The sequence below is a fragment of the Allobosea sp. 05T422_2 genome (assembly GCF_056396265.1).
This window is the reverse complement of record NZ_JBFTLD010000039.1, coordinates 1-15,595: the sequence shown is the minus strand read 5'-3', so window position 1 is coordinate 15,595 and position 15,595 is coordinate 1. Positions and strand designations below refer to the sequence as shown.

The 15,595-nt window shown below is 63.5% G+C and carries 13 protein-coding genes; 5 read left to right on the top strand and 8 right to left on the bottom strand.

The genetic code is table 11. The annotated features are described in order from the left end of the window. The first annotated feature begins 78 nt into the window (after window positions 1-78). Window positions 79-3,420 (top strand): autotransporter family protein, encoded by a 3,342-nt coding sequence (locus AC1DJT_RS10040; protein ID WP_476833987.1) that lies wholly within the window; start codon window positions 79-81, stop codon window positions 3,418-3,420. 150 nt (window positions 3,421-3,570) lie between these two features. Here AC1DJT_RS10040 and AC1DJT_RS10035 read toward each other — a convergent pair whose 3' ends face one another. The 8 genes from AC1DJT_RS10035 to AC1DJT_RS10000 all read right to left on the bottom strand — a co-directional run bounded on the left by AC1DJT_RS10035 (window position 3,571) and on the right by AC1DJT_RS10000 (window position 12,677). Beyond that, window positions 3,571-4,233 carry a peroxiredoxin gene (locus tag AC1DJT_RS10035; RefSeq protein WP_476767666.1) on the bottom strand — a complete coding sequence of 221 codons (663 nt, stop codon included), beginning with the start codon at window positions 4,231-4,233 and terminating at the stop codon, window positions 3,571-3,573. A gap of 236 nt (window positions 4,234-4,469) precedes the next feature. Continuing rightward, window positions 4,470-5,450, bottom strand: coding sequence for a peptide ABC transporter ATP-binding protein (locus AC1DJT_RS10030; protein WP_476833986.1), 981 nt, complete (start codon window positions 5,448-5,450; stop codon window positions 4,470-4,472). Next, window positions 5,447-6,472, bottom strand: a complete 1,026-nt coding sequence (locus AC1DJT_RS10025; RefSeq protein WP_441487819.1) for an ABC transporter ATP-binding protein — start codon at window positions 6,470-6,472, stop codon at window positions 5,447-5,449. The genes AC1DJT_RS10030 and AC1DJT_RS10025 overlap by 4 nt, the downstream gene beginning before the upstream one ends. A 2-nt stretch (window positions 6,473-6,474) precedes the next feature. Then, window positions 6,475-7,386, bottom strand: a complete 912-nt coding sequence (locus tag AC1DJT_RS10020) for an ABC transporter permease subunit (protein WP_441487818.1) — start codon at window positions 7,384-7,386, stop codon at window positions 6,475-6,477. A 48-nt stretch (window positions 7,387-7,434) separates the two neighbouring features. After that, window positions 7,435-8,445, bottom strand: coding sequence for an ABC transporter permease subunit (locus AC1DJT_RS10015; RefSeq protein WP_069879020.1), 1,011 nt, complete (start codon window positions 8,443-8,445; stop codon window positions 7,435-7,437). A gap of 68 nt (window positions 8,446-8,513) precedes the next feature. Beyond that, window positions 8,514-9,338, bottom strand: a complete 825-nt coding sequence (locus AC1DJT_RS10010) for a M55 family metallopeptidase (RefSeq protein WP_441504269.1) — start codon at window positions 9,336-9,338, stop codon at window positions 8,514-8,516. A gap of 65 nt (window positions 9,339-9,403) precedes the next feature. Beyond that, window positions 9,404-11,014 carry an ABC transporter substrate-binding protein gene (locus AC1DJT_RS10005; RefSeq protein ID WP_476767665.1) on the bottom strand — a complete coding sequence of 537 codons (1,611 nt, stop codon included), beginning with the start codon at window positions 11,012-11,014 and terminating at the stop codon, window positions 9,404-9,406. Window positions 11,015-11,087: 73 nt separating this feature from the next. Continuing rightward, window positions 11,088-12,677, bottom strand: a complete 1,590-nt coding sequence (locus AC1DJT_RS10000; RefSeq protein ID WP_441487815.1) for an ABC transporter substrate-binding protein — start codon at window positions 12,675-12,677, stop codon at window positions 11,088-11,090. 413 nt (window positions 12,678-13,090) lie between these two features. On the opposite strand from AC1DJT_RS10000, the gene AC1DJT_RS09995 reads away from it, so the two are divergent. The 4 genes from AC1DJT_RS09995 to AC1DJT_RS09980 form a co-directional block, all read left to right on the top strand. Continuing rightward, window positions 13,091-13,774 (top strand): RNA polymerase sigma factor, encoded by a 684-nt coding sequence (locus AC1DJT_RS09995; RefSeq protein ID WP_476775313.1) that lies wholly within the window; start codon window positions 13,091-13,093, stop codon window positions 13,772-13,774. Between the two features lie 95 nt (window positions 13,775-13,869). Beyond that, entirely contained in the window at window positions 13,870-14,394 is a 525-nt protein-coding gene (locus AC1DJT_RS09990; protein WP_441504266.1) for a DUF4142 domain-containing protein, read from the top strand. 10 nt (window positions 14,395-14,404) lie between these two features. Further along, window positions 14,405-14,725, top strand: a complete 321-nt coding sequence (locus AC1DJT_RS09985) for a cupredoxin domain-containing protein (protein ID WP_476833995.1) — start codon at window positions 14,405-14,407, stop codon at window positions 14,723-14,725. 73 nt (window positions 14,726-14,798) lie between these two features. After that, on the top strand, window positions 14,799-15,595 hold a 797-nt coding region (locus tag AC1DJT_RS09980), incomplete at its 3' end, for a patatin-like phospholipase family protein (protein ID WP_476833985.1).

The window sequence follows — 15,595 nt, the reverse complement described above, 5'->3', positions numbered from 1 at the left end:
CCGGCAGAAACACGGGTGATTCGGCGCARGGCGAGAACAGAAGCGTAGGACCAAGGGCCACCGCAACCGGAGGGCATCATGAGAATGATGTACCGTTGGGTCGTGCCTACGAGTGGCCTGCCAGCCTGCGGAGCAGCAAGCGTCGGGCTGCTCTTGTCCTCCCTCCCGCTCGGCGCCCAGACGGTCGGGCCGAGCCCACCGACGATCACGGCGACGATCAATGTCACGGCGGGCACCACGACCGTCGTCGGCAGCACGAATGTCGCGACGCCCGGTGCCACGAACGCAAGCAACGTCACCGGTGGCACGCTCGTCATCGACAGTCTGGCGGTGCCCCTTCCCGGCCCGATTACCTTTCAGGCATTGAACGGCAATGCGCTCCAGGCCAATGGCGGCGCGATCACCGTGCCGAACGGCAATCTCAGCATCCTGACCCAAGGCGGCCACGCAGTTCTCGCCAATGGTGCCGCCAGTAGCGCAACTCTCAACGGCGTCTCGATCACGACGACTGGCGTTGGAGCAGGACTTGTCGCGATCGGCGGCAGAATCGACGCCACGAACGTCATCGTCAACAACACCGCGACCGCAACCCCGACCATCTCGGCAGGCCATGGCGCGATCGCGGAGGGCGGCGGCACCGTCAATCTGCACAGCGGCACGAGCATCACGACGGCTGCGTTCAACTCCGTCGGTCTCGGGGCTTCGGGCACCGGCAGCCGCGTCATTGCGGACGTTCTCATTCCGGTCACGATGAATGGCGGCGGCTCGATGGGGATCTATCTCCATGACGGCGGCCAGGTCAGCATCCTTCCCCGGTCGACGTTTCAAATGAACGGCACCGGCAATGTCGGCATAGGCGTCGACAATACGGCGGTGGCGCTCGGCACCATCGGCAACGGATTGACCGTCAATCTCAACAATGCCTCCGGTGGGCCAGGCAGCACCGGCCTTTTCGCCGTCAACGGTGGCTCGCTCAACATCGCGGACGTGACAGTTCAGGGTCCGAATGCAGCCGCCGGCGCCTGGGCGCGAGCGAACAGCAGCATCACGCTCTCGGGGCGCAGCGTCATCACCATCAACTCGGAGCAGGGCCCGAACGCCTATGTGCTCCAAACGGCCAATCTCGCGACCGCTGCAGGGCCCGTCGGCTCGGTCTTCAGCTTGGTCGGCGCGATTCCGGTCAGCGGCCTGCTGGCACAGGGAGCCGGAGCCCTGATCACCAGCACCGGCACGACCATCACTGTGACCTCGAGCAATGCTGCGGCCGGCGCCGATGCCGGCCTCGGCGGCACCGTCGACATGACCGACAACACGATCACCACGACGGGGACGAACGCTTTTGGCATCCGCGTCGATTCCAACGGCACCGTCATCGGGCGCGCTTCGCGCGTGACGACCTCCGGAGCAGGCGGCGCCGCCCTCTTCATCAACGGCGGGCCGGGCTTGATCGACCTGACCGGCACGACTGTCCAGGCGACGGGTTCGGGCACCGTTGGCCTTTCCTCGTTGAACATCACCCCAACCAGCGTGAACCTCGTCAGGCTGTCGGGCGGCAGCCTGACCAGTGCGACCTCGACCGCGGTGGAGGCACAAGGCCCGCTCAATCTGACAACCGCTGGAACGGTCGTGACAGGTGGTGGCGGGCTCTTGCTCCAGACCTTCGCCAGCACCTTCGGCCCGGCGCAGCCAACCGCCGTGCAGTTTGACGCCTCGAACGGGAGCGTCCTGACCGGCGATGCGCTCGTCGCCGCGCAGACCACCGCCAACATCAGCCTCGCAACCGGCTCGCAATGGACGGGGGCGGCCTTCGACGTGACCAATGTCACGGTCGACCCGACCAGCACCTGGACGGTCACCGCGAACTCGACCGTCACGCAGCAGGTTGCGAATGCCGGGCTGATCCAGTTCACGCCGCCGGGTGGCGATCCAACGATATTGGGCAGCTACAAGACGCTGACGACACGGAATTATTTGGGCGCGGGCGGAACGCTCGGACTCAACACCTTCCTCGGCAGTGATGGCTCTCCCTCGGACCGGCTGGTGATCAACGGCGGCGTTGCCAGTGGCAATTCGTTCATGCGCGTGACGAACACCACGGGCCCGGGCAATCTCACCATCGGCAACGGCATCCTGGTGGTCGRCGCGATCAATGGTGGCACGACCGTGCCTGGAGCCTTCGCGCTCGGCCAGCCGGTGGTCGCGGGCCCTTATGAGTATTCACTGTACCGCAGCAGCGTCGACGCCTCGGGTCCGGAAAACTGGTACCTGCGCTCCGAGATAACCCCTGCGCCGCCCGGTCCCGGACCGACGCCATCTCCACCAGGAACGGGCATCCCGGATTTTCGCCGCGAAACCTCGCTCTAYGCSGCSCTGCCSGCGATGCAGCTGATCTATGGCCGTACCCTGATCGACAGCCTGCATGAGCGCGTCGGCGAACTCGCGCCGCTGGAAGCGCCGGCGGTCAGCGAGGAGCGCACGATCTGGTGCAAGAACCCCGACAAGAACTTTCGCTGCACGACCACCGTGCGGCTGCCGGCGAGCGCAGCCGCACCCGGTCGCTCTTATGCCTCGGCCGGCTGGGCCCGGATCATCGGCACCCATGGCAACCAGGATGGCGGGCCCTGGGGCATCTTCCGCAACGGCCCGAATTACGACTACGACCTCTATGCCTTCCAGGCCGGTCTCGACCTCTATCGCAGCGTGAGCGCCGACGGCTCGCGAGACCATGCCGGCATCTATGCCGCGATTGGCCGGATCGAGAGCGACGTCACCCATTTCAACGGCATCAGGGCCGGGCGGAACACCATCGATGCCTACTCGCTCGGCGGCTACTGGACCCATTTCGGGCCGTCGGGCTGGTATCTCGACGGCGTCGTCCAGGGCACCTGGTACGATGCCAAGGCCGATTCCAAGCGCGGCTTCATCCTCAACCGCGACGCGTTCGGCTTTGCCGCCTCGCTCGAAGGCGGCTATCCGCTCCAGCTCGGCTACGGCGTCATCCTCGAGCCGCAGGCGCAACTGGTCTATCAGACGATTTCGAACGGGAGCGCCTCCGACTCGGCAGCGCTGGTGCGCTTCTCCGATGCCGACTCACTCGCCGGCCGGATCGGCGCCCGCCTTGCGCGAAGCTGKACGCTGGAGGACGCCACTGGCGGCGTCAAACCGCGGATGCTGACCGCCTGGCTGAAGGCCAGCCTCTGGAACGAGTTCATGGGCAATCCCAAGACCGCGTTCTCCTCGGCCACCGGCTTCATCCCGTTTCGCGCCGATCTCGGCGGCAGCTGGGCCGAGTTCAAGGTCGGCGCCGACGCGCAGATGACCAGGAACACCGCCCTCTACGCCAGCGCCGGCTACTCGATCGGCCTCAACGGCCGCTCGCATGCCTATGACGGCAGGCTCGGCATCAAGGTCAGCTGGTGAGTCGCAACGCCAAAGCGAGGAATTGACGGGCGCTGATGCAACCAGCCGTCCCTCTGGCGCAGAACCGGCCACGGGCGGGCTGCAATCCTGCTCCCACAGCTCGTCGCCTTACTGCGACTGTAGCGAGCATCGCTTGAGGCAAAGTCTCTCTCAGCCCCCAGGCTGCGCCACGATGCGGATATAGGGCTTGGGTTCCCTCCAGCCATCCGGATAGAGCTGCTTCGCTTCATCGTTCGACACCGAGCCGGCGATGATCACGTCTTCACCCTCCTTCCAGTTGGCGGGGGTCGCGACCCGGTGCTTCGCCGTCAGCTGGAGTGAATCGATGACACGCAGAACCTCGTCGAAATTCCTCCCTGTCGTCATCGGATAGACCAGGATCACTTTGATCTTCTTGTCGGGCCCGATGACGAAGACATTGCGCACGGTCTGGTTGTCGGCCGGCGTCCTGCCATCCGAGGTGCCGGATGTGCTGGCCGGCAGCATGCCGTAGAGCTTGGAGATCTCCAGATCCGGATCGCCGATCATCGGGTAGTTCGGCTTGTGGCCTTGCGTTTCCCCGATGTCCTCCGCCCAGCGTGCATGGTTCCCGACCGGGTCGACGCTGAAGCTGATGATCTTGACGTTGCGCCGATCGAACTCGGGCTTGATCTTGGCCATGTAGCCGAGCTCGGTCGTGCAGACCGGCGTGAAATCCTTGGGGTGGGAGAAGAGCACACACCAGGAATCGCCGATCCAGTCGTGGAAGCGCATTCGCCCTTCCGTCGTTTCGGCCTCGAAATCAGGTGCTGTACTGCCGAGCTGGAGAATCATCACAAGCCTCCTGTCGCAACGACCTTGTCGCACAGGCCGATATTAACACGGAACGGCTGGGCGAAGGACATTCGCGACCGGCCACTGGACCAGATCAATGGTGGCGTAAGGCGGGGCAACCGCGGCGAACGCAGGCAATCAGCCCTGACGCGGCCGCCCCCCGATCTTCAACAAAAACCACGTCCCAACACTGTCGCGGTCGATCGAAGTCGACCGCGACTGCTCGCGCTTGCAGCTCAGGCCGCCTCGGCCAGGAAGCGTTCCGCGTAATGGCAAGCGACGAGCCGCTCATCCAGCTGGCGCGCCACCGGGCGCTCGGCCCGGCAGAGATCGGTCACATAGGGGCAGCGGGTCGAGAACACGCAGCCCTTCGGCGGATCGAGCGGCGACGGCAGCTCGCCGCGCAGCACGATGCGTTCTCGCTTTCCTGCCGCCACGCTTGGCGTCGAGGCCAGCAGCGCCTGTGTATAGGGGTGCAAGGGCCGAGCGAAGATCRCATGCTTCGGGCCATGCTCGATGGCGTGGCCGAGATACATGACCATCACGTCATGTGCGATGTGACGCACGACGCCGAGATCATGCGAAATGAAGAGATAGGCGAGCTTGAGCTCGTCCTGAAGATCGGCCAGCAGATTGAGCACCTGGGCCTGGATCGAGACGTCGAGCGCCGAGACCGGCTCGTCGGCCACCAGCAGCTTCGGCGAGAGGATGAGCGCGCGCGCGATCGCGATGCGCTGGCGCTGCCCCCCCGAGAACTGATGCGGATAACGGTTGTAGTGTTCCGGACGCAGGCCGACCTTGGCCATCATCGCCCGCGCCCGCTCTGTCCGCTCCGCCTTCGTCAGCGCGGTATTGATCAGAAGTGGTTCTTCCAGGATCGCGCCGATCTTCTTGCGCGGGTTCAAAGAGCCATAGGGGTTCTGGAAGACGAGTTGCACGGTTCGCCGCAGGCGCTTGGCTTCGCCCGGAGGAGGCGTGACGGCGTCAAGACCGTCGAGCATCAACGCGCCCGAAGTCGGCTTCTCGATCAGCGTCGCCATGCGGGCGAGCGTCGACTTCCCGCAACCGGATTCGCCGACGACGGCGAGCGTCTTGCCGGCTTCCACGGAGAAGGACACGCCGGTGACCGCCTGCAACTGGGCCGGCGCGCGGAGGAAGCCGCGATTGACCGAATAGACCTGTGTCAGCTCGCGCGCTGTGACGATGGGAGTGCTCACGATGTGCTCTCCACCGTCACGGGGTGAATGCCACCCGCCGCTCTGGCCTTCTCCCGCTCCGGATCGCCAAGCGGGTAGTGGCAGCGGATCTGCCCTCCCTGCCAGGGCCGGAGATCCGGGCGCACAAGGCGCGAATGATCCGTGGCATAGGCGCAGCGCGGGCTGAACAGGCACCCCTGCGGGCGGTCATGCGGGCCGGGAACCATGCCGGGAATCGTCGCGAGCCGGTGCTCGCCTTCGCTGCGCTCCGGCAGGGCGGCAAGAAGTGCTGCGGAATAGGGATGCTGGGGGGCCGCGAAGAGGGACGCCACATTGCGCTCCTCCATCACCTGCCCGGCATACATCACCATGATGCGCTGCGCAGTCTCCGCGACCACGCCCATATTATGAGTGATCAGGACGAGCGCCATGCCGCGCTCCTTCTGCAGCGACATCAGGAGATCGAGGATCTGCGCCTGGATGGTGACGTCGAGCGCCGTCGTCGGCTCGTCGGCGATCAGCAGCCGGGGGTTGCACGCGATCGCCATGGCAATCATGACGCGCTGGTTCATGCCGCCGGACAATTGATGCGGGAAGGCCTTGAGGCGGCTTTCCGGCGCAGGGATTCCAACCTGTTCGAGCAGCTCGATGCTGCGCCTGCGCGCCGCCTTGCTATCCATCCCCTCATGCGCCTTCAGCGTCTCGGCCAGCTGGAAGCCGATGGTGAAGCAGGGATTGAGGCTGGTGCTCGGCTCCTGGAAGATCATCGCGACATCCTTGCCGGTGAGCTTCCGGCGCTCCCGATCGGAGATCTTGAGCAGGTCGCGCCCGGCAAAGGCGAGTCGGTCGGCCTTGATTCGGCCGGGATATGCGACAAGTCCCATCAGCGCGAGCATGGTGACGCTCTTGCCTGAACCGGACTCGCCGACCACCCCGAGGATCTCTCCTTCCTCGAGCGACAGGCTGACACCGTCGACCGCCCGCATCACCCCCGTAGAGGTCGGGAACTCGACACTCAGATTCTCAACTTCGAGCAGCGGCATGGTCAGCGCTTCAGTTTGGGATCGAGGGCATCGCGAAGGCCATCACCGAGCAGGTTGAACGCCAGCACGGTGATCAGGATCATCAGGCCCGGCAGGGTGACGACCCACCAGGCGCGCAGCACGAATTCACGCGCATCGGCCAGCATCGTGCCCCATTCGGGCGTCGGCGGCTGGGCGCCAAGGCCGAGGAAGCCGAGCGCCGCCGCGTCGAGGATCGCGGTGGAGACGCCGAGCGTCGCCTGGACGATCAGAGGGGCGGCGCAATTCGGCAGCACTTCCTTGAACATCAGGCGTAGCGTGCCGGCACCGCTGACGCGGGCTGCGATGACATAGTCCTTGGAGGTTTCGCCGATCACCGCCGCACGCGTGATGCGGACATAGTGCGGCAGCACCACGATGGCGACCGCCAGCATCGCGTTCATCAGGCCCGGCCCGAGGATCGCGACGATGACGATGGCGAGCAGCAGGCTCGGCATCGTCAGGACGATGTCCATCAGACGCATGATGACGATTTCGGTGATGCCCTTGAAGAAGCCGGCGACAAGGCCGAGCGCGATGCCTGCCGCCATGGCGATGGCAACGACCACGATGCCGATCACCAGCGAGAGACGGGCACCGTGAAGCAGTCGGGACAGGATATCGCGGCCGATCGCGTCGGTGCCGAGCGGATAGGCCAGCGAGCCACCCTCCTGCCAGAAGGGTGGCTTGAGGAAGACGGCATTGTTGGTGAGATAGGGCGAGTGCGGCGAGAGGACGTCGGCGAACACCGCCATCAGCAACACCGCGACGATGACGACGAGCCCGGCAACCGCGCCGCGATTGGCGCTGAAATAGCTCCAGAATTCGCGCAGCGGATGCGGCGGCGTGCCAGCCGGTACGGCAGCGGAGGGTGCTTCAAGCGTTTCGGCGGTCATCTGTCAGCGTCCCGCGAAGAAATCAGCCATGTCACGATCACAGGTCCTTCAGCGCGCATGTCTGATGCGTGGATTGATCAGGCCGTAAAGCAGATCGACCAGGAGGTTGACGCTCATGACGACGACGCCGATCAACAGGGTGCCCCCCTGCAGGACCGGATAGTCGCGCCGGCTGATCGCCTCGATCAGCCATTTGCCGACTCCCGGCCAGGAGAAGATCGTCTCGGTCAGGATCGCGCCGGTAAACAGTACGCCGACCTGCAGACCAATGACCGTCACCACCGGAATGAGCGCATTGCGCAGCGCATGCAGCGCAATGACCCTGAGAGGCGCCATGCCTTTGGCGCGCGCCGTGCGGATATAGTCCTCGCCGAGCACTTCAAGCATGGCGGAGCGCGTCATCCGGGCAATGACCGCAAGCGGGACCGTACCCAGGACGATCGCCGGCAAGACGAGATGCGACAGCGCCGACTTGAAGGCGCCGAAATCGCCCGCCAGCAGGCTGTCGATCGTCAGGAAGCCGGTTACCGGCTCGATATAATACTGCACCGCGATGCGGCCGGAGACCGGCGTGATGCCGAGCTGCACAGAGAATAGCAGGATCAGCAGCAGGCCCCACCAGAAGATCGGCATGGAATAACCGGTCAGGGAAAGCCCCATGACGCCGTGATCGAAGATCGAGTTGCGTTTGACCGCAGCCAGGATGCCAGCCGGCAGGCCGATCGCAAGCGCCAGGAAGATCGCGCATAGCGCAAGCTCGATCGTCGCCGGGAACAGCGCCGAGAATTCCGAGATGACGCTTTCGCGTGTCACGATCGACTTGCCGAGATCACCCTGCAGAACGCGACTGATATAGATGCCGTATTGCGTCAGAACCGGCTTGTCGAAGCCGAACTCCTTGCGCAAAAGCTCGTGGCGAGCCGGATCGATGCCACGCTCGCCGGCCATGGTCTCGATCGGATCGCCCGGGACCAGCCGGATCAGGAAAAAGGCGAGCAGCGTGATGCCGATGAAGGTCGGAATCACCAGGCTGACGCGGGTCAGGATGAAACGCAGCATGGATGAGCCAGTCTTGTCGGGGTACCGGCGGCCTGAAGCATGGACCGCGAACGGGATGTTTCGTCCTGCTATTGCAAATTAGAACTATATCCTAATGCGAAGACCAGGAAACGCTGCAAATCGAGGATATCATCGGCGATGTAGCGCACCGTGAACGCGTCGAGGCGCTCGATGCCCTTGAGCATGACGAGGTACTCGACCGGCTGCCGATAGAGGAAGCTGAGTTCCAGCGTGATCGGGCCCGGCAGCCGATAGGGGACGATTCCCGCCCGGCGTGCGATGGCGCGCTGCACGCCCTCGGCAATCAGCTCGTACGAGGCCTCCGGCATCAAGGTGCGCGCCGAGAGGCGGCTATGCGCCCATTTGACCGTGACGGCCTCGATATCGGGCAGGAGCGCCCTGGTCTCCTCGATGCAGACATCATCGCCGCTGACCAGCAGCACGGGCGTGCCGAAATGCCCGGCGATCGCGGCATTGATCATCGCTTCCGGGGCCGAGACGCCATTGACGCGAACCTCGCGCAGCGAAGCGCTGCGAAAGGTGTGCGCCAGGATGCCGTCCGGATTGGTGGCGCCAGCGTGGTACCCGATGAAAAGCGCGCCGGCATAGTCGCCCGACTCCATGCCCTGCATCATCGAGAGCGGGCGCGGCCACGATCGGACGACCTGGACTGCCTTGGGCAGGCGGTCCAGCAGCAGGTTCTGCGCGTTGCCATGGCTGTCGCTGATCACGACCTCGCTCGCCCCAGCCGCGAAGGCGGCGTTGGCGGCGGCGGCGACGCTGTCGGTCATCCAGATGCGCGCCGACTGATACTCAAACCCTTCGGGGCGCGTGTGCTCGCGCGTCACGACACCGGCGATGCCCTCGATATCCGCCGAAATATAAATCCGCATGATACTGCCCCCCGCCACCAATTGTATTCGGGCGCGGTTCGCCTCTCCGCGCCCGAATGTCAACGTCATTTCGCCAGCGATACACCGGTAAAGGGCTGGCCGCCGAAGAAATGGATCTTGTAGTCTTTCACATCCTTGCGCACCGGCGTGAAGGCCTGCGCATTGGCAAAGAGCAGACCTCCGACATCTTCCTGGAAGATCTCCTGCATGCGCAGGAACATCTTGGTGCGCTCGCCCTGATCCGTGATCGTATTGGCCTTGGTCAGGAGGTCGGAGAATTCCTGGTTGCACCAGCGTGCCCGGTTGGCACCGGTTTTCACGCCGTCGCAATGCCAGCCCGACAGCAGGATCTGGCTCGGATCCGGATAGTCCCAGGTGTAGCCGAACATGCCGACCTCATGGTCGCCGGCGCGGCCCCGCTTGAGATACTCGCCCCATTCGAAACTCTGGATCTCGGCCTGGACGCCGATCTTCGCCCAGTCCGCCTGAATTAGCTCTGCCGCACGGCGTCCGTTCGGCATATAGGCGCGGACGACGGGAATGGCCCAGAGCGTGGTCTTGAAGCCGTTCGGCAGGCCCGCCTCCGCGAGCAGGGCCTTGGCCTTCTCCGGATCATAGGGGCGCGGCTTCAGGCCTTCGTGATGCGACCAGAGCGAGGGTGGGACGATCGCAGCCGTCTGCTTGCCGGTCCCTTGATAGACGGCATCGATGATCGCAGGGATGTTGGTCGCATAGACCAGTGCCTCGCGCACCCGCTTGTCGTCAAAGGGCTTCTTCTGCTGGTTGAAGGCGAGGAAGCTCTGATCGGCAATGCTGCCGGAGAGCATCGTCAGATTGGGGTCCGCCCGCATCGCCGGCAGGTCGCCGGGATTCGGATAGCGCGCGATCTGGCATTCGCCCGATTTCACCTTGGCGAACCGCACCGAAGCGTCCGGCGTGATCACGAAGATCAGGTCGTTGACCAGCGCCATGCGATCCCGGTTTCCGGCCGCCTTGGTCCAATGGTCGGGCACCGCGCGAAAGCGGATCGTGGCATCCTTCTGGTACGCCAGCAACGAGAATGGGCCAGTGCCGATCGGCGCCTGGTTGACCTGCTCAGGCGTGCTCGCCTTCAGCATCGCATCGCCATATTCCGCCGACAGGATCGACATGGGCTCGACCGAAAGCGCGCTGAGCAAGGGTGCGTAGGGTCGTGACAGGACAAGCCGGACGGTCTGGTCATCGACCTTCTCGACCGCCTTCAGGCTGGGCCGGACGATCTCGTTGAAGAACTGATAATTGGTGCTTCCGACCTTATGGTAGGGATGGTTCTCGTCGAACATGCGCTGGAACGAAAAGACCACGTCATCGGCCGTAAGGCCGCGTGTCGGCGTGAACGCCTTGTTCGCGTGCCATTTCACCCCGCTGCGCAGCTTGAACGTATAGGTCAGCCCATCCTCGGAAATGGTCCAGGATTCGGCCAGGCTCGGAATGATCTGGGAACCGCCGCGCTCGGTGGCGACCAGGCGATCATAGATCTGGGCCGCCACGTCGTAAGCCGTGTTCTGCGAGGAGAACTGCGGATTGAGGAAGTCGGGACTCGCCTCTGAGCAGACGACGAGCGTTTGAGCCGCGACCGCGCCAGCCTGTAAAGCTAACGCAACGGCAGCCGCCGCTGCGAAATGTCTAATCTTCATGACGCTCTCCCGAAGTAAAAAGGGCGCGGCCTCTCGGCCGCGCCCCAATCAATGCATCAATCGGGGCAGGGCCTCAATTGATGTCAACGCCATAGAAGGTATGCCTGCTGAACGGGGACAGCTTGAAGTCCTTCACTTCCTTGCGGACAGGCTTCAGTTGCACCGCATGCGCGATGGTGAACCAGGGCGCCTGCTCCTTGAAGATCACCTGGGCCTGGCGATAGAGCTCGGTGCGCTGCGCCGTATCGGTAATCTTCTTGGCCTTCTGCACGATGTCCTCGAAGGGCTGGTAGCAGAACTTCGCGACGTTGCCGCCATTGTTCTTCGACGCATCGCAACCCAGCAGCGTGTGCAGGAAGTTGTCCGGATCGCCATTGTCGCCGGTCCAGCCGAACATGCCGGCCTGATGCTCGCCCGCCTGCAGGCGCTTGCGGTACTCGCCCCACTCGAAGGTCTTGATCTCGGCCTTGATGCCGACCTTGGCGAGATCCGCCTGCATCAGCTCCGCGATGCGCTTGGCGTTGGGGTTGTACGGCCGCTGCACCGGCATGGCCCAGAGGTCCATCTCGAAGCCGTTCGGATAACCCGCCTCGGCAAGCGCCTTCTTGGCGGCCTCGGGATCGAAGGGATCGTCCTTGACGGTCTCGTTGTAGGACCACATCGAGGGCGGAATCGGATTGATCGCCGCGATGCCGCTGCTCAGATAGACGGCGTCGATGATCGCCTTCTTGTTGATCGCCATGTTGACGGCATGGCGCACCTTGACGTCGTCGAACGGCTTCTTGGTGGTGTTGTAGGCGAGATAGCCGATGTTCAGGCCCGGCTGCTCCAGGATCTGGACATTGGCGTCCTTCTTCATCGCGTCCAGATCGGCCGGGTTCGGATAGGGCATGACATGGCATTCGCCCTTCTGAAGCTTGGCCCAGCGGACCGAGGCATCCGGCGTGATGGCGAAGATCAGGTCGTCGATCTTGGCCTTGCCGGCCCAGTATTCCGGGAACGCCTTGTACCGGATGATCGCATCCTTCTGATACTGCACCAGCGAGAACGGCCCGGTTCCGATCGGGTCCTGATCGATCTTCTCGGGCGTGCCGGCCTTCAGCATCGCATCGGCATATTCCTTCGACTGGATGCTGGCATATTGCATCGCGAGGTCTGACAGGAAAGGCGCCTCAGGGTTGTTCAGCGTGATCTTGACGGTGTAGTCATCGACCTTCTCGACCGACTTCAGCAACTTGGGCATGCCCATGTCGTTGAAATAGGAATGATTCGAGCTGGTGACCTTGTAATAGGGATTATCTTCTTTCCACTGCCGGTCGATCATGAAGATGAAGTCGTCGGCATTGAAGTCGCGCGTCGGCTTGAAGGCGCGGGTATTATGCCACTTCACGCCCTTGCGCAGGTTGAATGTGTAAACCAGCCCATCGTCCGAAACCGTCCATTTCTCGGCCAGAGCGGGGAGGACCTTGGTCCCGCCGCGTTCGAACTGGACGATGGTGTCGTAAATCTGGGTATTGGCATCGAACGACGTGCCTGTCGTGTTGATGCTCGGAGCGAAGTTCTCGGGACTACCTTCCGAACAATAGATCAACGTCTTGGCTGACAGCGGTCCCGCCGCCATCAGGGCAGCCGCCGACAGCGTGGCGAACAGGATTTTTTTCATGGTCAGCTCTCCCACTTAATGACCCTCGGGCCGGATTGGTCCGCGCCCAGTTCCGCCGAACCCGCCCTGCCCGCGGCAGGATCGTCGGCCCGAACGGAAGTTGGTCCCGATTGAGGCTGAACCTATTGGAATGCGCAGAGAGTGGGTAGCTGATTTTCTGGGGTTATGAACGCCGATCGGACCTGAGCCCTGGACGGCCTCGCCACAGCATAAACCGGCCAGTCCCGGCCCTGCTTTCGCAATGGATGAGCGGCCTCGCTGCGGTGGCCGTCGCATGCTCAACAGGCCTATGCTGGGCAGGATCAGCTTCGCGGACCACTGCTGCCGCCAGCGCAGATCCCGCCGGCGCGTATCTGTTTTTCTGGGAACCTTTTCCGTCGCTTTCCATCTCATACAGAGGGAGGAGATCGCCCATGCCGCAGGTTCGAAGAGATGCGCTCGACTCTATCTCGGTGCTCAACGACCTCGATCTGGCGCGCCGGGCGCTCGCGCGCGACGGCGATGCATTCCGCACGATCATGCGGACGCATAATCAGCGGCTCTACCGTCTCGCCCGCAATGATAGCGAAGCCGAAGACGTCGTGCAGGAGGCCTATCTCCGGGCCTTTACCCATCTCGAGAGTTTTCGCGGCGACTCCACGCTTGCCACCTGGTTGTCCCGCATCGTCATCAACGAAGCGCTCGGGCGTCTGCGCAAGAACCGGAAAGAGGCGGAACTCGCGCGATCCAGCGACCGGGGCGCCGCCGCCGCGCAGATCATTCAGTTTCCTTGCAACACGAGTTGTGACGATCCAGAGCGGGCCATGGCGCAACGACAGATCCTTCACCTTGTCGAGCGGGCAACCGACAATCTCCCCGATGCCTATCGCTCGGTCTTCATGGCCAGGGTCATCGAAGGCCTGAGCGTCGAAGAAACGGCGGAATTGCTCGGTCTGCGGCCCGAAACCGTCAAGACCCGTCTGCACCGGGCCAGACACCTCCTGCGCAAGCAGCTGGACGAACAGATCGGTCCCGTCCTGCTCGACGCCTTTCCATTTGCCGGCCGGCGCTGCGAGCGCCTGACCGGCGCGGTGATGAAACGGCTCGGCTTTCCCTGATCAATCCGGGAACGTTTTCGATCCCGCAGCATCCAATGATCGTCAATTGAAAGACAAAGCCTGAAGCAATTAAGCGATCAGGCAAAGGAGGTTCCATGTTCACGCGACAGAACACGGCATTGGCCGCACTTGGCCTTCTCGGTGCGATGTCCTTGGCGCAAGCCGCCGACACGCCGACCGATCCGCAGATCGCGCACATCGCCTATACCGCCGGCACGATCGACGTCGAGGCGGCAAAGCAAGCCATCGCGAAATCCAAGAACAAGACCGTCGTAGCCTTTGCCCATGACATGGTTCGAGACCATGAAGCGGTGAACAAGCAGGCGCTCGACCTGGTCAAGAAGCTGAAGGTCAGCCCTGAAGACAACGATACCAGCCGCGCCTTGTCTCAGGCCGCGACAGCGGAGCGGAGCAAGCTCTCGAAACTCCAGGGCGCAGCCTTCGACAAGGCCTATGTCGATAACGAAGTGGCCTACCACAAGCAGGTGAACGGCGCGCTCCAGACACTGCTGATCCCCTCGGCAAGCAACACCGAGCTGAAGGGCCTGCTCGAAACCGGCCTGAAGATTTTCCAGGGCCACGAGCAGCACGCCGCACATGTCGCAGCCGAACTCCGGTGAGGACAAGATCATGTCGTTGAAGCGGCGCCTCTGGGCCATTGCCGGACTGTCGCTGACTCTGGGCGCTGTTCCGGCACAAGCGGAAACCATTCAKGTCGGGATCGACCGGCTGGTGTTTTCGCCTGCGGAGATCACCATGAAGGTCGGGGACACCGTCGAGTGGCTCAACAAGGACATTCTCGCCCACACCGCGACCGTGAAGGGCGGGATGGACGTGATGATCCAGCCGAAGAAATCGGCGAGTCTGGTCCTGCAGAAGATGGAAACGGTCGAGTATTACTGCCGCTTCCACCCMAACATGAAGGGCCGCATCACGGTGTCGGCGCCATAGCCGCCGACATCCTGGCTTCGCGGTCGCGACAGCACCCGGCGTCACGACCGCGGAATCCGAGGAGGCCCTGCCCATGACCAGCGCCGCTGCCCGACCAGCAACCGCCTTCGTCCTTGCGGGAGGTGGCAGTTTCGGCGCCATCCAGGTCGGCATGCTGCGATCGCTCGCGAGCCAGGGCATTGCAGCCGATATGGTCGTTGGTTCAAGCGTCGGAGCGCTGAATGGCGCCTATTACGCGGGGAACCCCACGCTTGAAGGTGTCCAACGACTGGAGACGATCTGGCGCGGACTGCGCCGGCGCGACGTGTTCCCGTTGAGCTGGCGCACGATGCTCGGCTTCCTGTACCGGCGGGACTTCCTTATCGCCTCGGATCCGTTGCATCGGCTTGTTGAGCGCAATCTCTCTTACGCCAATCTGGAGGACGCAAAGATCCCGATGCATGTCGTCACGACCGACATTCTCTCGGGCGAGACGGTCGTGCTTTCGGAGGGCTCGGCTGCGCAGGCCATCATTGCGAGCGTGGCGATACCGGCAGCCTTCGCGCCGGTACGGTTCAACGGCCTCTATCTCGCCGATGGCGCGATATCGAGCAACACGCCGGTCAAGGTCGCAATCGCATGCGGCGCCAAGCGCCTGATCGTTCTCCCCACCGGCTACGCCTTTGCTCTTGACAAGCCACCGGTCGGGGCCGTCGCAAGCGCGCTGCATGCCTTGACGCTGCTGATCGTGCGGCAACTTTTCAGCGAGCTGCAAGGGCTCGACGGCAGCATCGATTTCTTCGTCCTGCCGCCGCTCTGCCCACTCGCCGGATCGCCCTATGATTTCTCGATGACCAGCGAGCTGATCGAACGGGCGGCGAAGAGCACCGA